This window comes from Novosphingobium sp. PhB57 (assembly GCF_004342985.1).
GTDB lineage: Bacteria > Pseudomonadota > Alphaproteobacteria > Sphingomonadales > Sphingomonadaceae > Novosphingobium.
Genome location: NZ_SMBO01000005.1, coordinates 145232 through 165602, shown reverse-complemented (window position 1 = coordinate 165602; position 20371 = coordinate 145232). Strand labels below are relative to the sequence as shown.

Genomic DNA, 20371 nt, shown 5'->3' with positions numbered 1-20371 from the left:
ACAAGATGGGGAGCCCCTGCGGGCATGAAGACAGCCGACCGCATTCATCCGGTCTATGCGGAAATGGAGCGCACGGTGTTCGACCGCATGTCGGCGCTCGCGCGCGAACATGGGGCGATCAACCTGGGGCAGGGATTTCCGGACGGGACGCCCCCGCCCGCCCTGCTGGAGGCGGCAAGCCGCGCCCTGTTCGAACGGTCGAACCAGTATCCGCCCGGCGCGGGCCTGATCGAACTGCGCGAGGCGATCTGCGGCTATTACGGGCGGCGCCAGGGCCTGCCGGTTACCGCGGAGCAAGTCACCGTGACCTCGGGCGCGACGGAGGCGCTGGCTGCGGCCATCTTCGCCTTCGTGCAGCCGGGGGACGAGGTGATCCTGTTCCAGCCCGCTTATGACGCCTATGCGCCGCTGGTGCGCCGGGCGGGCGGCGTTCCCATCTCGATCCCGCTGCTGCCGCCGGAATTCCGCTACCCTGCCGAGGCGCTGGAGGCAGCGATCACGCCGCGGACGCGGGCGCTGATGTTCAACGACCCGCTCAACCCGGCGGGCACGGTCGCCAGCCACGAGGAACTCGCCGCGATCGCGCGGGTCTGCACCGCGCACGATCTCATCGCGATCAGCGACGAGGTCTGGGAAGATGTGCGTTTCGACGGGGTTCCGCACCGCTCGCTCATGGCGTTCCCCGGCATGGCCGACCGGACGGTGAAGATCGGCTCGGCAGGCAAGATCTTCGGGCTGACGGGCTGGAAGATCGGCTGGATGATCGCGGCCGATGCGCTGGGCACGGCGATTTCGCGCGCGCACCAGTTCCTGACTTATGCCACGGCGGTGCCGCTGCAATGGGCCGTTGCGGAAGGGCTCTCGCTGCCGGACGCCGTGCTGGCGGGTCAACGGGCGCAATGGGCGGAATCCCGCGAGCAGCTGAAGGCGGGGCTGGCGCAGGCGGGCTTCGTCGTTCTGCCGAACGCGGCGACCTGGTTCCTCAATGTCGACTTGTCCGCTTCGGGCATCGGCCTTGCGGACCGGACTTTCAGCGAGCGGGCGGTGGTGGAGGCCGGGGTGGCGACCGTGCCGGTTTCCGCGCTCTACCAGGGGGCGCAGGCACCGGGCCATTTGGTCCGCTTCTGCTTCACCAAGCCGGCGGAAGTGCTGGACGAGGCCGTGCAGCGCCTTGCACGGTTTCGGCATGCGTTGGCCGGATGAAACGCGCGCGCGATCTTTGAACAATGCCCATGGGGGCATTTCTTGAGACGGCACCGGCCCGCGCCCCTAATTCGCGGGTCGCGAATCCTCAGGCGTTCAGGCCGCCGTTCACGCTGATGACTTGTCCGGTGATCTTCGCGGCCCCGTCGGAACAGAGGAACAGGGCCAGCGGCGCGATGTCGTCCGCGGTCGGCAGCCCCAGGCCGGCGCGGCGGGCGGCGCGGGCCATCCGCTCCGATCCCATGCGGATGGCGCTTTCGCTGCCCTCGACGAAGCTGGTGGACAGGGCGTGGGCGCGGATGCCGTCACGCGCGGCTTCGACGGCGAAATTGCGCACGAAGCCGATGGTCCCGGCCCGGGCTGCGCCGATCAGGCTCTGGCGCGCCGCCGCGTAGATTCCCGCGTCGGAGACGAGGGCGATGAACGTGCCGCCCTGCGTTCCCAGGAAACCGTAGCTGGCGAGCGCGAGCCGCTCGACCCAGCCGACGGAGACATTGAGGAAATCACCGAAGGTCTCGGGCGCGGTCTCGGGTAGCAGTCCGGTTATGCCGAGCGGCCCGGTGGAGACGCAATCGATCACCGCGTCGATCCGGCCATATTGCTCGCCCACCTCGGCGATCAGGGTTTCCGCCGCGTCCTCTTCCCAGACATCGGCAATGAAGCCGTCCACGGTGCCAAGGTAGGAAAGCCCGGTGACGAGCGCCGTCACTTTTTCCTGGGTGCGTCCATGAAGAGCGACCTTCCAGCCATGGGCCAGGGCCTGGCGGGCGATGGCACTGCCGATCGAACCGCTGCCGCCGGCGAGAAGCAGGACTTTCTGGTCGCTCATCGTATCCTTTTCGGCTTGCCCGTGGGAATGGTCAGTCGCTTTCGAACGCCGCGCGCATGTCGTCGTCGGCCAGATCGGAGAACTTGGTGATCCGCGCCTCGAAGCGCAGGCGCACCTTCCCGGTGGCGCCGTGGCGCTGCTTGGCGATGATCAGCTCGGACAGGCCAGTGATGCGCTCCATGTGTTCGCGCCATTCGTTCCACTTGGCGTGGACGTCTGGCGGATCGTTGTCGCCGGGTTCGCGCGGTTCGACGCCCTTGGCGTAGTAATCCTCGCGGAACACGAACCAGACCATGTCCGCGTCCTGCTCGATCGAGCCCGATTCGCGAAGGTCGGAAAGCATCGGCCGCTTGTCCTCGCGCGATTCCACCGCACGGCTGAGCTGGGACAGCGCGATCACCGGAACGTGCAGTTCCTTGGCGAGCGTTTTCAATCCGCGCGAGATTTCCGAGATTTCGTTGACGCGGTTGTCGTTGGCGCGGCCCGAGCCCTGGAGCAGCTGCAGGTAGTCGATGATCACCAGGCCGATATTGTGGCGGCGCTTCAGGCGGCGCGCACGGGTGCGCAGGCCGGCGATGGTGAGGCCGGGCGTATCGTCGATATAGAGCGGCAGTTCGGCCAGGCGCTGGCTGGCGAAGGAGAGCTGCTGGAAATCCTCGCGGCTGATCTTGCCCATGCGCAGCGCTTCGGAGCTGATGCCCGACTGCTCTGCCAGGATACGCGTGGCCAGCTGGTCGGCGCTCATTTCCAGGCTGAAGAAGGCCGTTGCCGCGCCGACCGATTTCTCGGCCGGAATGCCGTCAGCCAGGTCGCGCTGGAGCCGGTCGGAGGCATTGAAGGCGATGTTGGTGACGAGCGAGGTCTTGCCCATGCCGGGACGGCCGGCAAGGATGATAAGGTCGGAATCGTGCAGGCCGCCGATCTTGCCGTTGACCGAATTGAGGCCCGTGGTCTTGCCCGAGATATGGCCGCCCGAATTGAACGCCTTCTCGATGGCGCCGATGGCGGTGCGGGTGGCGGCGGCGAAGCTCTTGGCCTCGTTCGCGGTCGAGGCGCCTTCGGCCACTTTGTACAGTGCGGCTTCCGCGCGTTCCACCTGCTCCATCGGTTCGACCGATTCGGAGGTGTCCATCGCCTCGGCCACGAGATTGCGGCCCACCGAGATCAGTTCGCGCAGCAGGGCAAGGTCGTAGATCTGGTCCGCCAGCTCGCGCGGGGCCAGCAGGCCCTGTCCGTCGGCCGTGAGGCGGGCGAGGTAGGACACGCCGCCCAGCGCCTTCAGCGCTTCGTCCGATTCGAAATAGGGGCGCAGGGTAACCGGCGTCACCACCGCCTTGCGATCGAGCAGTTGCAGGATGCGCTCGTAGATCCGGGCATGGACCGGTTCGTAGAAGTGCATCGGGGTGAGCTGCGTCTGCAGTTCCTCGATCACCCGGTTGTCGATCAGGACGGCGCCCAGGAATGCGGCCTCGGCCTCGACGTTGGCGGGCAGACTGCGGGCTTCGGCCTCGGGTGCGAGGGCAATGGCGGCTTGTTGTGACATGAGGGGGCGGACAATGCCCCATCTCGCCCCCCGGCAGCAAGCGAGCAGAAGAGTGATATTAATCCACAGGGTGTTGAGGAGCGGTTTTGGGCCGGGATGACATCTCCCCCGGGGGCGCCTTCGACATCCGGTGCCGCTCGAATCGGGCGGGCGCCTGTTTTTGCCTGACCGTGCGGTCGGACAAAAACGCCCACGCAACAACGCCCCTTGCGACCCCATGCTGCGAACGCGTAAAGGGCAAGGGAACATGTCCGATCCGCGCATCTCCCATATCGAGCTGGACGACGCGACCATCCTGTGGCGCAACGCCGATATCGAGCAGGAACGGCGCATTGCCATTTTCGACCTCATCGAAGACAACGTCTTCAAGCCGGTCCGCGCCTTCGAGGCGGGGCACGAGGGGCCCTACCGGCTGCGCCTCTCCGTTCGCGACGGTCGCCTCTCGCTGGAACTGGGCGACGAATCCGGCAATCCGCTGGAGACCATGATGCTGGGGCTGGCCCGTTTCCGCCGGCCCGTGCGCGAATATTTCGCCGTTTGCGAAAGCTACTACCAGGCGATTCGCAAGGCTTCCGCCCAGGAAATCGAGACGATCGACATGGCCCGGCGCGGCATCCACGATTCGGCGGCCGAACTCCTGCTCGAAAGGCTGGATGGCAAGGTCGCCACCGATCACCCCACCGCACGCAGGCTTTTCACGCTGATCTGCGTCCTGCATATTCGCGGCTGAAGGGGGCTTCACGATGACGAGGAAGGGTTCGGCCGCCAAGGCGCGCGCGCGCATCCTGTGGCGTATCGCCGCGGTGCTGTTGCTGCTGGCGCTTGTCGCCGGGGGCTGGGGCTGGTGGCATCTGCGCCACTGGACGCCCGATCGTTCGATCTATCCCATGCAGGGCGTGGAAATCGGCGCCGCCGACGGCGAGGTGAACTGGAAGTCGCTCAAGGCGGTCGGCGTGGACTTCGCCTATATCGATGCCAGCGCCAGCGTCAGCGCCTTTGCGCGCGATCCGCGCTTCGTCGCCAATTTCGTGGCGGCCAAGGCGGCGGGGCTGCAAGTGGGGGCCGTCCACCGCTACGATCCCTGCCAGCCGGCGGAAATGCAGTCCGCCAATTTCGTCACCACCGTGCCGCGCGATTCGGCATTGCTGCCGCCGGCCATCGACCTCGACATCCTGGCGGACGGCTGCCCCACCAACGTGTCCGACGCCAAAGTCGAAAGCGAGTTGATGACTTTCATCAACCAGATCGAGACGCACGCAGGCAAGCCGGTGATTCTCAAGGTCAGCAAGGCTTTCGAGGACCGCTACCGCATCGCGGCCAAGCTGGATCGCAACCTCTGGCTGGTGCGCGATCGCATGCTGCCCGACTATGGCGGCCGGCCGTGGTCCCTGTGGACGGCGAACGGCTCGCTCGCGAGCGAGATTGCGCAAGGGGGGCTGCGCTGGGTAGTGGTGCAGCCATGACTTTCACCACTCAACAGCGCGACGCCCTGCTCGTGGCCGCGCGCGAGGCCGCGTCGCGCGCCTATGCGCCCTATTCGAAGTTCCATGTCGGCGCCGCGCTGCTCATGGCGGACGGCTCGGTGGTCACCGGTGCCAATGTCGAAAACGCCAGCTACGGCCTGTCGCTATGCGCCGAGACGGTTGCGGTTTCCGCGATCCTGTCGTCCGGGCAGCCCGGAAAGCTGGAAGCCGTGGCCGTGACCGGCGGCGCTCCGGGCGCGGCGGGGCAGGGCGATACCGTCACCCCCTGCGGACGCTGCCGCCAGATCCTCAACGAGATCGCCCAGATCGGCGGCACCGACCCGGTGGTCTGGTGCGACGGCGCGGAAGGTGTGCTGGAAACGAGGCTGTCCGCGCTGCTCCCTCACGCTTTCGGACCTGCCAACCTCCTGTAGGCCAAGGGGTTTCCCCCCTTTGAGCGATGCACGCACGGCCGCTCGGCCCTTTCGGAGCGGCGCGGCAGCGCATCGCTTTGTCGGAATCCTATTGTCAACCAAATCAGTTGAGTTATGGTGCGTCTAGTCGGGACGTAGACAGAGTCGACCGGCGGTATCCCCAACAGCGTTGGAGCACCCCATGACACACTACCGTTATCCCCGTGCGCAGGACCATGTGCCGCTGATTCTCCTGGTGCCCGGCGCGCCCCTTGCCGAAGGGCACTGGATGAACCGCTGGGCGCGCTGGAGCGAGCATTGCCGGGTGCTGGAGCTGGGCCTCTGGGACGAGCCGCATCGCAATACCTGGGTCAACAAGCTCAACCTCGCGGTTCGCCGTGCCGACCGGCCGGTGGTGATCGTCACTGACGACATCGCCGCCCTCGCGCTTGCCTGGTGGGTGGAGTTCGAGGGACTGGGCGCGGAAAACCCGGTGCTCGGCGCGATCGTCGTCAATCCGCCGAACATGGACCTGCCGGGTGCTGACCGCCGCCTTTCGCGCTTCGGCGCCTGTCCGCGCCAGGCGCTGCCCTTCACTTCGTTCATGGTCGGCGATCTGGATGCGTCGATGGCGCAGCAACGCTCGATGATCCGGCTGGCCAAGGACTGGGATTCGTTCCCCGTCTGCGACGACACGCGCGGCGACTGGGCCTCGGGCTGGATGATGCTGCAGAGCGTGCTCGGCGAAGTGCCGGCGGCCGCCGTCTCGCCGTCCTGGAGCTACGACGAGAACCTCGCCGTCAGGCAGGCCCTGCGGCAGTGGGCCGGGATCTGATCCGGTGAACGGGTAGTTCCCTTCACCGCGGCGGGCTTGGGATGCCGAACCTTCAGGCGTCCCAAGCCGGCGCGGCCGTTCTTACTTGCCGTCCTGCTCGACCAGCCATTCCAGCAGCGCGCCCATGCAGTCCTTGCCGAGCTGGGCCGAGCGTTCCGGGCTCCAGCCCTGGCGCGGGTCGGCGGCCTCGTCATGGTCCTTGAACGGCATTTCCAGCGTCATGGACACGGCGCCGAAGCGCTCGGCGACCTGATTGGTGGACATCGTCAGGTTGCCCTTGCCCGGCTGGGCGGTGGAGTAGCCGAGGCGGGTCTGGAAGTCCGGCGTGCGGCGTTCCAGGATCGTCGCGTAGCGGTCGTAACCCTGCTTCTGCTCGGCCTTGAGGGAGGGGATGCCCTCGAAACCGGCCAGGAAAACGGCGGGGATGGCTTCGTCGCCGTGGATGTCCATGGCGAAGTCCACGCCGGTTTCGTCCATGGCGGCCAGGATCGCGAGCACTTCGGGAGACCTCTCGGCGCTGGGCTCGGCCCATTCGCGGTTGAGGTTCACGCCCGCCGCATTGGTGCGCAAGTGGCCGCGCGCCGAACCATCCGGGTTCATGTTGGGCACGACGTGGAAGCGGCACCGCTTGCGCAGTTCACGGCCGACTGAATCGGCGGGATCGGCCAGCACTTCCAGAGCGCCTTCCATCCACCATTCGGCCATCGATTCGCCGGGATGCTGCCGGGCATAGAGCCAGACCTGCTTGAGTCCGTCGCCCATGGAGAGGCAATCGAGCGGGCGGCCATCCAGCGTGGTGCCGAGCAGGCGGTAGTCCACTTCCTCAAGCCCTGCGAGCGAGGCGACGAGGTCGTGATGGCGCTCCATCGAATAGGGCGCGAAATAGGCGAACCAGGCCAGTTCGCTGTCAGGCGTGTGGCGGATGGTGAGCGTTCCGCCGTCCTTGCCGCCGTCCCAGGTGGTTTCGGCGCGGCCCCAGAACTGGCGGTCTTCCGAGGCGCAGGCGCGGTATCCGGGCCAGCCCAGCGGATAGGCCGAGGCGTTGAGGCCGGTGATCTTCAGCGTCAGTTCCTCGCCCGCGATGCTCTGGCCGGGGGCGGCGCTGACGCGGAAGTGGAACCACTGGAGGAAGTCCGATTCGTGATCCGGGCGGATCTTGAGTCGCGCGGTGGTGCCGTCGATGGAAAGGACTTCGATGTTGCCGGAATCGAATGCGGAGGAGATCTGGATGCTGGTCATTTCACCAGGATAGTTTCACCCGACTTGCCCGGAAACCCCTTGAACAACGCTTCGGCCATTTTTGCCGCGCCCAGCGAAGTTTGCGCCACGGGAGACTTGGAGCCGACAGTGAAGGCCGCGCGGCCTTCCCAGATGGTGCGGCCGTCCGGGCGGTCCTTGATCATCACGTGCATGCGGGTATCCACCTGGTCCTGCGGCTTGCCGGCCAGGTTGATGCCCAGCCCCAGGCCGAGGCCCGATCCGTAGCTGCCGGTACTGCCGCCCACGCCCACCGAGACGGGGCTGCGGCGCGCGCCGGGCTGATAGACCTGCCGTTCGACCGAGAGCACCGCCACTTGCGTGTCGCGCACGGCTTCTCCGGGAAGGGCCTGGCGGTAGCCGACTTTCGCCAGCTCCTGCGCCACGGCGTCGGCGTAAGTCCGGAATTCCAGGCTGGAGGCATCCTGCGCATTGGCAGGATCGACGCGAATCACCCCGCGTCCGAGCATTGATGCGTCCGGAGCGCTGAACCGCGTGACTTCCACCGGCCCGACTTGCGCGGCGCAGCCGCCCAGAGCCAGCGCTCCGGCGAGAAGGGGGGCCATGAACAGGGGGGCGAAAGGACGGATGCGGATCATGTCAGGCTCTCCTGAGGCGGTTCCTCATGCAATAAACCCCCGTGAAGGGAGAAAGTCGCAAGGGCGGCTTGCGGGGTTGCGCTTGGTCGGCGGGGCCAGTCTGCGGCGGGGTCAAGCCTGCCGGCGGTTCAGTCTGCCGGCGGGGGCAAGCCTGCCGGCGGGCAGGCACGTGCCCCGGCGCGGCACTTTCAGCCCTGGGGGGCGGACACGCCCACCGGGTCGGCCTTGGGGAAGCCGTCGAACAGGGCGGCGGCCAGCTTGCCGGCAATGCGGTAGTCCGGCCAGTTGTCGTCACCTTCGCGCGTGGCGATCGTGGCATAGCCTTCCCACAGCACCTTGCCGCTCGCCTTGTCGACGATCCGGGTGTCGAGCCGGGTGCCGATCAGCGCCGTGCGGGGCTTGGTGAGGTCCACGTTCACGGCCAGCCCGTAGGCCGAGCCGCGGTTGCTGACGCCCATGGCCGCGGTGCCGCTGACCGGATTGCGCTTTTCCTCGGCAGGGGTCAGGACCTGGCGGCTGATCTTCAGCTCGGCCACTTGCCCGCCATTGTCTTCCTTGTGCTGGGTGTCGTAGCCCGCGCCGACGAGGGCATCGACGATGGCGGCCTCATAAGCGGCGCGCTCGGCGCCGGGCACCCATTGGCCTTCGCCCGAATCGGACTGAACCGAAACCACGCCGTGGCCGAGATCGGCCGCTTGCGGATCCTGGGCAACGAATCGGCTCACTTCCACGCGGCCTTCGCGCGAATCCTTCGTGCGGCTGGAGGACATCGGCGCGCCGACCGGGCCGCCCATCAGCGGGTCGCCCCATCGATCGCCCCAGCCGGAACCCCAGCCCGAACCATAACCGCCACCCCAGCCGGGACGGGCCTGAAGCGCGGGAGCGGCAAGCAGCGTTGCGACCATTCCAGTAGCGAAAATCGCGGTTTTTAGCGTCTTCATTGTTCGTTGGGGTCCGAAAAGGCGATTGGCGAAGAATCGGTTGGGTCGCACCCGAACCTGGGTTATGGGCGCTTGCGATTGCCTTGGGATGAACGGCAAAACGAAGCTCTTGCGCGAGGTGGAATGGCCCCTCGGGCTTGACTTTGCAAGCCGCTCCCACTAACGGCGCCACTTCCTATTTTGCGGCGGCCCCAGTTTGCTTGGTGCAACCGCCGGACCACGCAAGACGAGACTAGACATGAAGATTACGAACAGCCTGAAGTCGCTCAAGGGTCGTCACCGGGACAACCGCGTGATCCGCCGTCGCGGCCGCACTTACGTCATCAACAAGACCAACCGTCGCTTCAAGGCCCGCCAGGGCTGATTCGTCTGTCTGTCCCTGCCATCGGGCGGGGATGACCAAGGCGGACGGGCGATTGCGTCTGACGACATGAGGCCCCCGCCAGGTGCGGGGGTCTTGTCATGTCTGCTGTCCAAGAAAACCATCCTGCCGAAGCGTGCGGGCCTGTAGCGGCCGTCGTGTTCGATGTCGGGCGCGTCCTCGTCGAGTGGGACATGCGCCTGCTTTTCGCCAAGCTGATCCCCGAGCCGGAGCGGCTGGACTGGTTCTGCACCACCGTCGTCACCGAGGAATGGCACTTCGAGCATGATGCCGGGCGCGATCTGGCGGAACTGGTGGCCGAGCGAAAGGCCGCGTTCCCGGGCAACGACGCCCTGATAGACGCTTACGCCACGCGGTTCCTGGAAACGATCCCCGGCAACGTCCCGGGCAGCCACGACATCGTTCGCGAGCTTGCGGCACAGGCCGTGCCGCTCTTTGCCATCACCAACTTCGCCAGCCCGTTCTGGCGCGAGTACCGCGCGGTGGAGCCGCTGTTCGACCTGTTCGGCGATATCGTCGTCTCCGGGGACGAGAAGCTGGCCAAGCCCGACGCGCGCATCTTCGACCTGGCGGCCAAACGCTTCGGCCACGACCCGCAGGCGATGCTGTTCATCGACGACAATGCCGCCAACATCGCTTCGGCGCGAGCGCTGGGCTGGCAGGTGCATCATTTCCACGGCGCCCCGGCGCTGCGCGCGGACCTGACGGCGCGGGGCCTGCTGGAAGCCCAGGCAAGGCGAGATACCAAAGCCCCGGAGATCCCCGGGCCAGGATCAGTGAATTAGCCAACTGCACTTAGCACCTGCAGCGCACGCATTCGCTGCCGGAGATTGCGCGGGAAAGCGTGCTCCAGACCAAATCGGTCCGAATTCTGCCGATCCGCGCAGGAATTTTTCTTTCGCACTTGCAGCGTAACCGCTTGGCAAGGTCGTTTCCGTGTTGCATCACATGGACAAACGGGAGTCACAATGACGGCTACGGGCGGAACCAACTACGACGAGATGCTCAACGAGGATGGGTCGGTGAGACCTGCCTACGCCGACTTTCGAAAATGGTACGACTCGCAGGACAAGGCCTGGCTGAAACGGCAGGACGCCGAGGCGGAGCGCTTCTTCCGCCGCATCGGCATCACCTTCAACGTCTACGGGAACGATGCCGCCGAGGAGCGGCTCATTCCCTTCGACATGATCCCCCGCATCATCACCGCGCGCGAGTGGCGCAAGCTGACGCAGGGCATCGAGCAGCGGGTGCGGGCGCTCAATGCCTTCCTGCAGGACCTCTATCACCGCCAGGAGATCATCCGCTCCGGCCGCCTGCCGATCTCCGCGCTCCGCAACAATGAGGCGTTCCTGTCGCAGATGATCGGGATGACGCCGCCGGGGGGCGTCTATACCCATATCGTCGGCATCGATCTCGTCCGCACCGGGCCGGAAGAGTTCATGGTGCTGGAAGACAATGCCCGCACGCCGTCCGGCGTCTCGTACATGCTCGAGAACCGCGAGACGATGATGGCGATGTTCCCGGAGCTGTTCACGCGCATCCCGGTGCGCCCGGTTTCCGACTATCCGCGCCGTCTGGCCCGCTCGCTGCGGGCCTGCGCGCCGCCGGCGTACGATGGCGGAAAGGGCGGCGGCACCCGTCCGACCGTGGCCGTGCTGACGCCGGGCATCTACAATTCCGCTTATTTCGAGCACGCCTTCCTGGCCGACCAGATGGGCGCGGAGCTGGTGGAAGGCCGCGATCTTCGCGTGGTGGACGGCCGCGTCGCCATGCGCACGACCACGGGCTACAAGGCGATCGACGTGATCTATCGCCGCGTCGACGACGACTATCTCGATCCCCTGAGCTTCCAGCCCGATTCGGCGCTGGGCGTTTCGGGGATCATGGACGTCTACCGCGCGGGCGGCATTACCATCGCCAATGCGCCGGGCACCGGCATCGCCGACGACAAGGCGATCTACAGCTACATGCCCGAGATCGTCGAGTTCTACACCGGCGAGAAACCGATCCTGGCCAATGTGCCGACCTGGCGCTGCTCTGAAAGCGATTCCCTGGCCTATGTGCTCGACAATCTGGCCGAACTGGTGGTCAAGGAGGTCCATGGCTCGGGCGGCTACGGCATGCTGATCGGCCCGGCCGCCTCGAAGAAGGAACTGGCCGATTTCGAGGCCAAGCTGCGCGCACGGCCGGACAATTACATCGCCCAGCCGACGCTTTCGCTATCCACCGTGCCGATCTTCACCAAGGAAGGACTGGCGCCGCGCCATGTGGACCTCAGGCCTTTCGTGCTGGTTTCGCCCGAAGGCATCGACATCACGCCGGGCGGGCTCACCCGCGTGGCGCTGAAGAAGGGATCGCTGGTGGTCAATTCCTCGCAAGGTGGCGGCACCAAGGATTCGTGGGTGCTGGACGAATGAGGGCTATGGGACGGGTGAGGGCGCGCTGATGCTGGGACGGGCCGCCAACGGCGTATACTGGATGAGCCGCTATCTCGAACGGGCGGAAAACACCGCGCGCCTGATCGACGTGGGTTTCCACCTCGCGCTGACGCGGGGCAACAAGCATTCGCAGGACGAGGAGTGGAAGTCGGTCTTGACCACCACCGGGCTGGTGGGGAACTATTGCCGCGTCCACGGCGGGTTCAACGGGCCCCAGGTGTTCAACTTCCTGCTGCGCGACAAGGACAATCCCGGCTCGGTCCTGGCCATGGTCGAGAACGCGCGCACCAATGCCCGCATGGTGCGCAACAGCCTGACCAACGCCGTATGGGAAACCACCAACGAAGGCTGGATGCATTTGCGCGACCTGCTCGCGCGGCCGGTTCGGGAGACCAACCTGGGCGAAGTGCTGGGCCAGATCCGCCGCACCGGCACGCTCGTGCGCGGGGCGCTGGAAGGGACGATGCTGCGCAACGAGGTGTTCAACTTCTCGCGCATCGGCACGTTCATCGAGCGGGCGGACAGCACCGCGCGCATCCTCGATGTGAAATACTATGTCCTGCTGCCCTCGGCGGCCTGGGTCGGCTCCAGCCTGGACAATGTGCAGTGGGACACGCTGCTGCGCTCGGTGGCGGGCAACCGTGCCTATTCCTGGCTCAACGCCGGCGCCATGGACTCGCGCGGGATCGCTCGGTTCCTGATCCTGGACGGGCAGTTTCCGCGCAGCCTGGTCTTCTGCTATGACAAGCTTCGCAGCAACATGGCAGGCCTCGCCAAGGAATATGGCGGGGAGACATCCGCGCACGCGCTTCTGCGCGCCACCGGCGGCGCGCTTCAGGAAACCTCGATCGAGGCGATCTTCGAGATGGGCCTGCACGAATTCCTGCAGGACTTCATCGGCAAGACCAGCCGGCTGGGCAGTGCCATCGCCGCCGATTACCGCTTCAACGAATAGGACGGCTTGTTCCATGCTTCTGACCGTCACGCACACCACGCGCTACGCTTTCGCCGCTCCCGTCACGCACGGATTGCAGCGGCTTCGGCTGCGGCCCAAGACCACTCACGGGCAGGAAGTGCTCGACTGGACGATGGAACTGACCGGCGCGCGCCACGAGGTGGGCTACGACGATCAGCACCAGAACCACACCTCGCTCGTTTCCATCGAACCGGGCGCCCGGGAAGTCACCGTCACCTGCGCGGGCACGGTGCGCACCAGCGACAACAACGGCATCACCGGCGCGCATGGCGGGCATGCTCCACTCTGGTGCTTCCTGCGCGCGACGCCGCTGACCCGCGCCGGCAAGGGGGTGCGTTCGCTGCTGGCCTCCGTCGATGCCGACAAGTCGGACCTCGTGGGGTTCCTCCATGTCCTTTCCAGCGCCATCGCCGCGCGCGTTGCTTATGTGCCGGGCGCCACGGACGTGCGCACGACGGCGGAACAGGCGCTGACGGCAGGAAAAGGCGTCTGCCAGGACCACGCCCATATCTTCATCAGCGCCGGGCGCCTGCTGGACATCCCGATGCGCTATGTTGGCGGCTATCTGCGCATGAACGACCGGGTGGAGCAGGATGCCGGGCACGGCTGGGCAGAGGCGCACGTTCCGGGGCTGGGCTGGGTCGGATTCGACGTTTCCAACGCGATCTGCCCGGATGAAAGGTATATCCGCGTAGCCAGCGGCTCAGACTATGCAGAGGCCGCCCCGGTTACGGGTGTGGCCACGGGCGCGGGGGAAACCCGGCTGGACGTGCATTTGTCCGTGGAGGAGAACCTGCTAGGACAGCAGCAGCAACAGCAGTCCGCAGACGGCGGGCAGCGGCAGATACAAGGCGGCTGAAACGGCCGCGGTCCCGTGAATGGTCGCGCGGGACGCAGGAATTCAGGGGTTTTTGATTCCATGACCTATTGTGTAGGCATGATGCTGGATCGCGGACTCGTCTTGATGAGTGACACCCGCACCAATTCGGGCGTCGACAATATCTCCACGTTCCAGAAGATGTATCACTGGGAAATCCCGGGAGAGCGCATCATCACCCTGATGACGGCGGGCAATCTGGCCACCACCCAGGCGGTCATCAGCCAGCTGGAAGAGCGCAACAAGGCCCCGGCGGAGCGACACAATTCCCTGCTGGAAGCGCCCACCATGTTCCAGGTGGCCACGGTGGTCGGCAATCTCCTCCAGGACATCATCACCGAGCGCGCCAGCGACAATGGCCAGAAGGCGGCGACCGGCACCTTCAGCGCCTCGATGATCGTGGCCGGGCAGATCAAGGGCATGGAGCCGCGGCTTTTCCTGATCTACCCCGAGGGCAATTTCATCGAAGCCAGCTTCGATACGCCCTTCTTCCAGATCGGCGAGACCAAGTACGGCCGCCCGATCCTGATCCGCGGCTACGACCGGAGCATGACCTTCGAGCAGGCGGTGAAGCTGATGTGCGTCTCCTTCGATTCGACCGTGAAGGCGAACCTTTCGGTCGGCCTGCCGCTGGACCTGCTGGTGCTGGAACAGGACCGCTTCACCCCCCTCCACGACCGGCGGATCGAGCCGAACGATCCGTATTTCCAGTCGATTTCTGACGGCTGGGGAGAGGCGCTGCGCCAGGCGCTGGATGCCCTGCCGGACTACCGGATGGAAACCAGGCTCGATACTTCGGGCAATGGCGGCACCGGAAAGTCCTGAGCGTTCGGCGGCGCGGCTCCCTCCGCCGCGCCGAACTCAGTCCTCCAGCGCCGTGAAACGGAAGTCGCGGAACGTCGCTTCGCCGGGACCGGCCGCATAGAGGCCGGGCCGGAGCATCAGGAAACCGCCGCGCACATTGTGGTGGTAGCCCGAAACTTCCATGCCGCGATCGAAGCGCTTCCAGGTACGGCCGCCGTCTGCCGAGGTGTGGAAGGCGATGATATGTCGCCGGTTGGTGAGGCGCATTTTCATGCGGCCGCCATGGGGATTGGCGGGCCGGCCGCGCTCGATGCCATATTGGTGCGTGACGAAGCGCGTCTCGTCGAAGCCGAGGCCGGCGTAGAGCTTGTCGTCGTAGAACAGCAGGAGGCCCGCCGTGCCCCCGGGGGCCAGCTCGATGTCGCATTCGAACTGATAGCTGGTGTCGCCCGCGATCAGCAGCAGCGGGGAGCCGCTCGACGGGGCCAGGCCCTTGCCTCTGAGATGCAGGGCACCGTCCGCGACGCGCACGCGGGCCGCCTCGTCAGGCGCGGGACGGAAGAACGACCATTTCGAACCCATCGCCAGCGGCTTGGAGAAATCGTCCGACAGCGCCATGCCGTGGGGCAGGGGATCGGCCACTTTCGGCGCGGGCAGCGGCTGCGACAGGTCTCCGCCGGTCATCCTGAACCAGCCGTCCGGCGTCCATTCGATCGTGTCGAGCAGGCATTGGCGCCCGAGCGTCCAGAAGCCGTTCTCGAAGCCGTGGTAAAGCGTGTACCACCGCTTGTCCGGCCCTTCGACCAGCGAGGCGTGGCCGCGCGACCACCAGGCTTCGGACTGGCTTTCGGTGCGGACCAGCGGATTGCCGGGGTGCTGTTCCCAGGGGCCATGGATCGAGCGGGCGCGGGCGGCGATCACCATATGGCCGGTGGGCGGCCCGGCCGTGCCGCCGACCGCCGTGAGCATGTAGAACCAGTCGCCATGGCGGTGGATCTTGGGGCCCTCGGGCGAGAAACCTTCCACGTCCCAATCCTCGGGATAGTGCCAGGGATCGTAGACGTGCTCGACCTTGCCGGACAGCGACAGCCCGTCTTCGGAAAGCCGCACCCGGTCCCCGCCCGAGAGGAACAGCCAGCGCGAGCCGTCCTCGCCCACGGCATGGCAGGGGTCGATATGGTCGTGCAGGCCCAGCGGCTTCGGGTCGCTCCACGGGCCGTCGATATGATCCGCCCAGATCACGTAGATCTCGTTGGGCTCGGCCTTGACCGGGATGTAGAGGAAGTAGCGTCCCTCGTGCTTCTCCAGGCTCACCGCCCATACCGAGCCGATATTGCGGGTCAGCGCCGGTTTGCGCGGCTGCCAGTTCACCAAGTCGCGGCTGTGCCAGATGGTGAGGCCGGGGTAGGAATCGAAGCTGGAGAACGTGAGATAATAGTCTTCGCCGTCCTTGAGGATGGCGGGGTCGGGCCGGTCGCCCGAAAGGACGGGGTTGAGCATCCTGCCGCCGCCGAGGCTGGAAACGCGCTGGTTGTCGAAGCCGCGGCGCCAGTTGCGGGCGGGCGCCGTTGGGGCGGACGGCGGAGCGCTACCCGTTCCGGGCGCCTTCGCGGCAGCCTCTCCGCTTGCGAGAGTGGGGGCCGCAAGGCCGATGCCGCCGAGCAGGGCGGTCTTGAGTGCGTCGCGTCTGTCCATCGTCATCCCATTCTGCCCCTAATGTTTCGGCCGGTTCTTTCCGGCCATCTACCTCAGCCCCAGGTACCTCAGGCCAGGCCGACCGAGCGCGCCCAGGCCCGCCAGAGATCGGGCCACGCCTCGACCGGCTTGCCGATCGTGCCGCGCAGCCCGAAGCCGTGGCCGCCTTGCGCGAAGAGGTGGGTTTCCACCGGCACGCCTTGCGCGCGGAGCGCGGCGCGCAGGCGCAGGCTGTTGTCTACCGGGACGACGGGATCGTCCTCGGCGTGAAGCAGGAAGTGCGGCGGCGCGCCCTTGGGCACCGTGCGCTCCGGCGAGTGCGCGGCTTCCAGTTCCGCTGTGGGCGCGGGGCCGAGCAGCAGGTCGCGGGATCCGGCATGGGCAATGGCCGGGTCCATCGAGACCACCGGATAGACCGGGGCCGCGCAGAACGGGCGCGCGGAAAGTCTGTCCGCCGCGTCGACCGGGGCGTAGACTTTCGCGTCGAAGCGGGTGGAGAGGCTGGCGCAGACATGGCCGCCGGCCGAAAAGCCCATGGCGGCGACGCGCTCCGGCTGGATCCCGAAGTCTTTCGCACGGTGGCGGATCAGGCGCATGGCGCGCTGCGCATCGGCCAGAGGCACGTCCTGCCGATCCGCCCAGCCTTCGCCGGGGAGGCGGTAGAACAGCACGAAGGCCGTGAAGCCGCGCGCGGCAAGCCAGCGCGCCACTTCGTAGCCTTCCTTGTCGATCACGACGAGCCGGTAGCCGCCGCCCGGGGCGATCAGCACTGCCGCGCCGTTGGGCCGGTCGGGCCGGAACACCACCATCCGCGGATGGGTGGTGCCGGTGACGGAGCGATCGTTGACCTGCCCATTGGCAGAGCGTTCGGTGACGGTTTCGACCGGCGGCGCTCCGGGCATTCCCGGCGCGCCTTTCGGCCAGAGGTCGATCGTCTCGGTGGGTTCCGGCAAGCCTGGCGGCGGCGCCTTGGCGGTATCGGCCGGGGGCGGTGTCATGCCGCTATCGCCCGGCCTTCCGGTTTGGGCCTGGGCCTGGCCGGCGCTCAATCCAGGCAGCAGCCCGGAGGCGAGCGAAGCCGCCATGAACGATCGGCGGTCGATGGTCATGGCGGCTTCCTCTTCGTTATTTCAGTTCATGGCATTCGGCAGATGTATCGGCCGAACGTCAATACTTTGCGCGCGCGCCGAACAGGATGGTGCGGCCGAAGTGGTTGTTTTCGTAGTTGCGCTCCGCGAAGACGTCGTTGAAGCGATAGCGATAGGCATCGGTCAGGTTGTTGCCGTCGATCGAGAGTTCCAGCCACTCCGTGGCCTTGTAGCGGATCGCCGCATCGATGCTGGTGTAGGAGCCATAGCCTTCGAAGATATTGCCCGTGGCGCTGGTCGCATCCACGAAGGGCCCGCGATAGCTGACCGAACCGCGAATGCTGAACTTGCCGTCGTCATAGTAGAGCGTGGCGTTGGCCGCCTTCTTGGACACGCCCAGCAAGGTCTGGGTATAGACCGCCGAGACGCCGGTGAGGGCGCAGGCGCCTGTCGTGGCGTTGCGGGTACAGGCCGAAGTGGCCGGGCCGGTGATCGTGTAGTCCGCCTTGCTCTTGATGAACGTGGCGTTGCCCTGGAAGCCCGTGTGGCTGAGGATGCCGGGCAGGAAGGTGAAGGGCAGTTGCAGTGCCACTTCCACGCCCTTCAGCGTCGCGCCCTGGCCGTTGACCTGCGAGGAGACGACATATTCCTGGTTGGGATCGTAGTTGATGTAGGCAGGCGTGCTCTGGCCCAGCACGTCGCGGCCGAGGCCGAGCTGCGGCAGGGTGGCCACATAAGTGCCGGCGACCGGGAAGCTTTCGATCTTCTTGATGAAGGCCGCCACCGAAAGCAGGGCCTGCGGGGCGAAGTACCATTCGGCCGAAAGGTCGAAATTGGTCGCGCGATAGGGATCGAGGAACGGGTTGCCGAACGTGACGCGGTAGTTGAAGCCGTCCACCGAACCGCCCGGGTTGAGGTTGCCCAGCGAAGGCCGGGTGATGACCTTGGCGATGGCGCCGCGCAGGATCACGTCATGGCGCGGGTAGAGCGCGATGTTCATGGCCGGGAGCCAGTCGTCGTAATTGCGCTCCACGGTGGCGGCGACGCCGGCGGTGTAGCCGGTCGATTTCTGGCCGGTATGGGCATAGCGCATGCCGAAGTTGCCGGCATATTCGAGCCCGAAGATGTCGCCCTTCACGTCGAACTGGAGGTACCCGCCCGACGTCGTCTCCTGCACGCGGCGGTTGTTGCCCAGGTCCTCGATGGCGGTCCGGCCATAGAGGTTGGTATAGTCTGCCGCATTGGCGATGTTGGCGACGAGCCAGGAATCGGTGGTTCCGGCCGGCTGGCCCGCGTCTCCCAGGTTGGCGACTTGCGAGATGTCCGAAGTGACGGGCAGGCCGTAGACCGAAGCCGAGCAGGTCACCTGGCCGAGGATCAGGTCCTTCGTGCCGTTGGCGCCGCAGGCGGCGGTGTCGCGCTGGAACAACTGGGTGCGGAAGTTATAGCGCCGCCAGACCGCGCCGGTCTTGACCGTGAAGCCTTCGGCAAGGTCCCACTCGGTGCGCAATTGCGCGGTCTTGAAGCGGTTCTTCACATAGGAAGGCCGGTCGCGGATTTCGGCGAGCTGGAAGTTCGCCGGATTGGTCACGTCGAGGCCGTAGTTCAGCACCGGCGTCTTCATGTCCGAATAGTCGTAGCTGAAACCGTTGGCGTTGCGGTTGTCATAGGCGAAAGTCGTTTCGACCGGGATGTCCGCGTTCGATTGCGACATGCCGCCCAGCAGGGTGAAGCGGAAGCTGTCGCTGACGTCCTGGTCCAGCGTCGCGCCGATCTGGTAGAATTCGGTCTTCGACTTGCGCAAGTAGCTTTCCGTGCGGACATAGGCGTTGTTGAACGTGGCGCTGACCATGTTGCCGTTGTCGTCGTAGACCGGGTCCACCACGTCGAAGCGGCGTTCGTTGGAGCGGGCGAGCACTTCCAGCCACTGTTCCGCGCGGTCTTCCTTGAACGAGGAATAGAGGCCGTCGATCGAGAGCTTGGTGCGGTCGGTCGGCTCGAACTGGATGGATCCGGTCAGGCCCAGGCGCTTGCGGTCATGCTCGACCACGCCGTAGCGCGGGATGCGCGGGTGGAACGAGAGCGAGGCCGCGTCGCAGGCGGCGGAGGGGCGATAGCCGCCGCCCGTGCTGACCGGGTTGCCGCCGGTCGGGCCGACGTTGGAATAGTAGCACGGCGTGCCGTTCACCGAGTTGAAGTAGGCCTGGGCCCAGCGCACCGAGTTGTTGCCGGTTTCCAGCGTGTCGGTGTGCGAATAGGCGGCCGAGAGATTGACGCCGAACGTGCCCGCGTCGTTCCTCCAGGACAGCAGGCCGGCGATGCGCGGGCCGACATTGTCCGAGAGGTCGTTGTAGGAACCCTGGACGTTGAGCACGGCGGAAAGGCCGGCCTTGCCCGCCAGCGGGTTGCCGGTGTTGAGGTCCACCACGGCGCCCAGCGAACCTTCGTCGAGGCTGGCTTCGGCGGTCTTGTGGACCACCAGGCTGCTGAACAGTTCCGAGGCGAAGACGTTGAAGTCGAACGAACGGTCGCGGTTGGCGGAGGCGCCGTCGGAGCTGGTGGCGATGGTCTCCAGGCCGTTCACGCGCACGCGGGTGAACTGGGCGCTGAGGCCGCGAACGGTGATCGCGCGGCCTTCGCCGCCGTCCTTCTGGATGGAGATGCCGGGAATGCGCTGGAGCGATTCGGCAAGGTTCTGGTCGGGGAACTTGGCCATGTCCTCGGCCACGACGGCATCGACCGCGCTGACCGATTCCCGCTTCACGTTGAGCGCGGCTTCCAGCGACTGGCGGAAGCCGGTGACGATGATTTCCTGGGCGGTCGTGCTGTCCTGCGGGGCCGTCTGGGCGGCGGCGCCGGTATTGTCTGCGGCCGTGTCCTGCGCGAAGGCGGTGTGCGGCAATGCCAGCGCGCTGCCCGCGACCAGCGCTGCCTTCAGTAGCGAAATCCTCGAAACATGCCTTTGCATGATCACTCCCCCTGTAGCCTTCCGGCTCACTGGCCTTCTCAGCCTATTGATACCGGTGTC

Annotated in this window: 19 protein-coding genes; 11 read left to right on the top strand and 8 right to left on the bottom strand. The window is 66.3% G+C overall.

Annotation, left to right across the window (positions count from 1 at the left end; translation table 11 throughout):
• Nucleotides 1-24: 24 nt before the first annotated feature.
• Nucleotides 25-1203, top strand: a complete 1179-nt coding sequence (locus tag EDF58_RS16175) for an aminotransferase (RefSeq protein WP_132267444.1) — start codon at nt 25-27, stop codon at nt 1201-1203.
• Nucleotides 1204-1291: 88 nt separating this feature from the next.
• Here the strand turns inward: EDF58_RS16175 and EDF58_RS16170 are convergent, their stop codons facing one another.
• On the bottom strand, nt 1292-2032 hold the full coding sequence (locus EDF58_RS16170) for an SDR family oxidoreductase (protein ID WP_132267442.1): 741 nt from the start codon (nt 2030-2032) through the stop codon (nt 1292-1294).
• Between the two features lie 31 nt (nt 2033-2063).
• On the bottom strand, nt 2064-3575 hold the full coding sequence (locus tag EDF58_RS16165) for a replicative DNA helicase (protein WP_132267440.1): 1512 nt from the start codon (nt 3573-3575) through the stop codon (nt 2064-2066).
• A gap of 247 nt (nt 3576-3822) precedes the next feature.
• Between EDF58_RS16165 and EDF58_RS16160 the strand changes: the two genes are divergently transcribed.
• From EDF58_RS16160 to EDF58_RS16145, 4 genes are all read left to right on the top strand, one after another.
• Nucleotides 3823-4305: a UPF0262 family protein gene (locus EDF58_RS16160; protein ID WP_132267439.1), complete on the top strand. Its 483-nt coding sequence runs from the start codon at nt 3823-3825 to the stop codon at nt 4303-4305.
• 13 nt (nt 4306-4318) lie between these two features.
• Nucleotides 4319-5038, top strand: a complete 720-nt coding sequence (locus EDF58_RS16155) for a glycoside hydrolase family 25 protein (protein ID WP_132267437.1) — start codon at nt 4319-4321, stop codon at nt 5036-5038.
• Nucleotides 5035-5472, top strand: a complete 438-nt coding sequence (locus EDF58_RS16150) for a cytidine deaminase (RefSeq protein WP_132267435.1) — start codon at nt 5035-5037, stop codon at nt 5470-5472. Before EDF58_RS16155 ends, EDF58_RS16150 begins: the two co-directional genes overlap by 4 nt.
• A gap of 181 nt (nt 5473-5653) precedes the next feature.
• A complete protein-coding gene (locus EDF58_RS16145; protein WP_132267434.1) occupies nt 5654-6286 on the top strand; it encodes an alpha/beta hydrolase in 633 nt (210 codons plus the stop codon).
• 81 nt (nt 6287-6367) lie between these two features.
• Here EDF58_RS16145 and EDF58_RS16140 read toward each other — a convergent pair whose 3' ends face one another.
• The 3 genes from EDF58_RS16140 to EDF58_RS16130 all read right to left on the bottom strand — a co-directional run bounded on the left by EDF58_RS16140 (nt 6368) and on the right by EDF58_RS16130 (nt 9083).
• Nucleotides 6368-7525, bottom strand: a complete 1158-nt coding sequence (locus tag EDF58_RS16140; RefSeq protein ID WP_132267432.1) for a M14-type cytosolic carboxypeptidase — start codon at nt 7523-7525, stop codon at nt 6368-6370.
• Nucleotides 7522-8142 carry a DUF4136 domain-containing protein gene (locus EDF58_RS16135; RefSeq protein ID WP_207913025.1) on the bottom strand — a complete coding sequence of 207 codons (621 nt, stop codon included), beginning with the start codon at nt 8140-8142 and terminating at the stop codon, nt 7522-7524. Before EDF58_RS16135 ends, EDF58_RS16140 begins: the two co-directional genes overlap by 4 nt.
• Before the next feature lie 188 nt (nt 8143-8330).
• Nucleotides 8331-9083, bottom strand: coding sequence for a DUF4136 domain-containing protein (locus EDF58_RS16130; protein WP_132267431.1), 753 nt, complete (start codon nt 9081-9083; stop codon nt 8331-8333).
• A 238-nt stretch (nt 9084-9321) separates the two neighbouring features.
• Between EDF58_RS16130 and ykgO the strand changes: the two genes are divergently transcribed.
• The 6 genes from ykgO to EDF58_RS16100 all read left to right on the top strand — a co-directional run bounded on the left by ykgO (nt 9322) and on the right by EDF58_RS16100 (nt 14581).
• Nucleotides 9322-9447: a type B 50S ribosomal protein L36 gene (gene ykgO / locus EDF58_RS16125; protein WP_021235112.1), complete on the top strand. Its 126-nt coding sequence runs from the start codon at nt 9322-9324 to the stop codon at nt 9445-9447.
• A 98-nt stretch (nt 9448-9545) separates the two neighbouring features.
• Nucleotides 9546-10250: an HAD family phosphatase gene (locus EDF58_RS16120; RefSeq protein ID WP_132267429.1), complete on the top strand. Its 705-nt coding sequence runs from the start codon at nt 9546-9548 to the stop codon at nt 10248-10250.
• A gap of 183 nt (nt 10251-10433) precedes the next feature.
• On the top strand, nt 10434-11882 hold the full coding sequence (locus EDF58_RS16115; RefSeq protein WP_132267428.1) for a circularly permuted type 2 ATP-grasp protein: 1449 nt from the start codon (nt 10434-10436) through the stop codon (nt 11880-11882).
• Between the two features lie 28 nt (nt 11883-11910).
• Nucleotides 11911-12858 carry an alpha-E domain-containing protein gene (locus EDF58_RS16110; RefSeq protein ID WP_132267426.1) on the top strand — a complete coding sequence of 316 codons (948 nt, stop codon included), beginning with the start codon at nt 11911-11913 and terminating at the stop codon, nt 12856-12858.
• Nucleotides 12859-12871: 13 nt separating this feature from the next.
• Entirely contained in the window at nt 12872-13738 is an 867-nt protein-coding gene (locus EDF58_RS16105) for a transglutaminase family protein (protein ID WP_132267425.1), read from the top strand.
• 60 nt (nt 13739-13798) lie between these two features.
• Nucleotides 13799-14581, top strand: coding sequence for a proteasome-type protease (locus EDF58_RS16100; protein WP_132267423.1), 783 nt, complete (start codon nt 13799-13801; stop codon nt 14579-14581).
• A 36-nt stretch (nt 14582-14617) separates the two neighbouring features.
• Here the strand turns inward: EDF58_RS16100 and EDF58_RS16095 are convergent, their stop codons facing one another.
• From EDF58_RS16095 to EDF58_RS16085, 3 genes are all read right to left on the bottom strand, one after another.
• Entirely contained in the window at nt 14618-16261 is a 1644-nt protein-coding gene (locus tag EDF58_RS16095) for a family 43 glycosylhydrolase (protein WP_132267421.1), read from the bottom strand.
• A 62-nt stretch (nt 16262-16323) separates the two neighbouring features.
• The gene (locus tag EDF58_RS16090; protein ID WP_132267419.1) at nt 16324-17364 is read right to left on the bottom strand and encodes an alpha/beta hydrolase; all 1041 of its coding nucleotides are present in this window, start codon (nt 17362-17364) and stop codon (nt 16324-16326) included.
• A gap of 58 nt (nt 17365-17422) precedes the next feature.
• Nucleotides 17423-20311 (bottom strand): TonB-dependent receptor, encoded by a 2889-nt coding sequence (locus EDF58_RS16085; protein WP_132267417.1) that lies wholly within the window; start codon nt 20309-20311, stop codon nt 17423-17425.
• Nucleotides 20312-20371: the final 60 nt, after the last annotated feature.

What these genes read in the sequence shown, in the direction of transcription:
- EDF58_RS16145 (WP_132267434.1), top strand. Translation starts at nt 5,654, where the DNA reads ATGACACACTACCGTTATCCCCGTGCGCAGGACCATGTGCCGCTGATT.
- EDF58_RS16140 (WP_132267432.1), bottom strand. Translation starts at nt 7,525, where the DNA reads ATGACCAGCATCCAGATCTCCTCCGCATTCGATTCCGGCAACATCGAA.
- EDF58_RS16085 (WP_132267417.1), bottom strand. Translation starts at nt 20,311, where the DNA reads ATGCAAAGGCATGTTTCGAGGATTTCGCTACTGAAGGCAGCGCTGGTC.
- EDF58_RS16175 (WP_132267444.1), top strand. Translation starts at nt 25, where the DNA reads ATGAAGACAGCCGACCGCATTCATCCGGTCTATGCGGAAATGGAGCGC.
- ykgO (WP_021235112.1), top strand. Translation starts at nt 9,322, where the DNA reads ATGAAGATTACGAACAGCCTGAAGTCGCTCAAGGGTCGTCACCGGGAC.
- EDF58_RS16105 (WP_132267425.1), top strand. Translation starts at nt 12,872, where the DNA reads ATGCTTCTGACCGTCACGCACACCACGCGCTACGCTTTCGCCGCTCCC.
- EDF58_RS16115 (WP_132267428.1), top strand. Translation starts at nt 10,434, where the DNA reads ATGACGGCTACGGGCGGAACCAACTACGACGAGATGCTCAACGAGGAT.
- EDF58_RS16095 (WP_132267421.1), bottom strand. Translation starts at nt 16,261, where the DNA reads ATGACGATGGACAGACGCGACGCACTCAAGACCGCCCTGCTCGGCGGC.
- EDF58_RS16135 (WP_207913025.1), bottom strand. Translation starts at nt 8,142, where the DNA reads ATGATCCGCATCCGTCCTTTCGCCCCCCTGTTCATGGCCCCCCTTCTC.
- EDF58_RS16160 (WP_132267439.1), top strand. Translation starts at nt 3,823, where the DNA reads ATGTCCGATCCGCGCATCTCCCATATCGAGCTGGACGACGCGACCATC.
- EDF58_RS16170 (WP_132267442.1), bottom strand. Translation starts at nt 2,032, where the DNA reads ATGAGCGACCAGAAAGTCCTGCTTCTCGCCGGCGGCAGCGGTTCGATC.
- EDF58_RS16130 (WP_132267431.1), bottom strand. Translation starts at nt 9,083, where the DNA reads ATGAAGACGCTAAAAACCGCGATTTTCGCTACTGGAATGGTCGCAACG.
- EDF58_RS16155 (WP_132267437.1), top strand. Translation starts at nt 4,319, where the DNA reads ATGACGAGGAAGGGTTCGGCCGCCAAGGCGCGCGCGCGCATCCTGTGG.
- EDF58_RS16090 (WP_132267419.1), bottom strand. Translation starts at nt 17,364, where the DNA reads ATGACCATCGACCGCCGATCGTTCATGGCGGCTTCGCTCGCCTCCGGG.
- EDF58_RS16120 (WP_132267429.1), top strand. Translation starts at nt 9,546, where the DNA reads ATGTCTGCTGTCCAAGAAAACCATCCTGCCGAAGCGTGCGGGCCTGTA.
- EDF58_RS16110 (WP_132267426.1), top strand. Translation starts at nt 11,911, where the DNA reads ATGCTGGGACGGGCCGCCAACGGCGTATACTGGATGAGCCGCTATCTC.
- EDF58_RS16100 (WP_132267423.1), top strand. Translation starts at nt 13,799, where the DNA reads ATGACCTATTGTGTAGGCATGATGCTGGATCGCGGACTCGTCTTGATG.
- EDF58_RS16165 (WP_132267440.1), bottom strand. Translation starts at nt 3,575, where the DNA reads ATGTCACAACAAGCCGCCATTGCCCTCGCACCCGAGGCCGAAGCCCGC.
- EDF58_RS16150 (WP_132267435.1), top strand. Translation starts at nt 5,035, where the DNA reads ATGACTTTCACCACTCAACAGCGCGACGCCCTGCTCGTGGCCGCGCGC.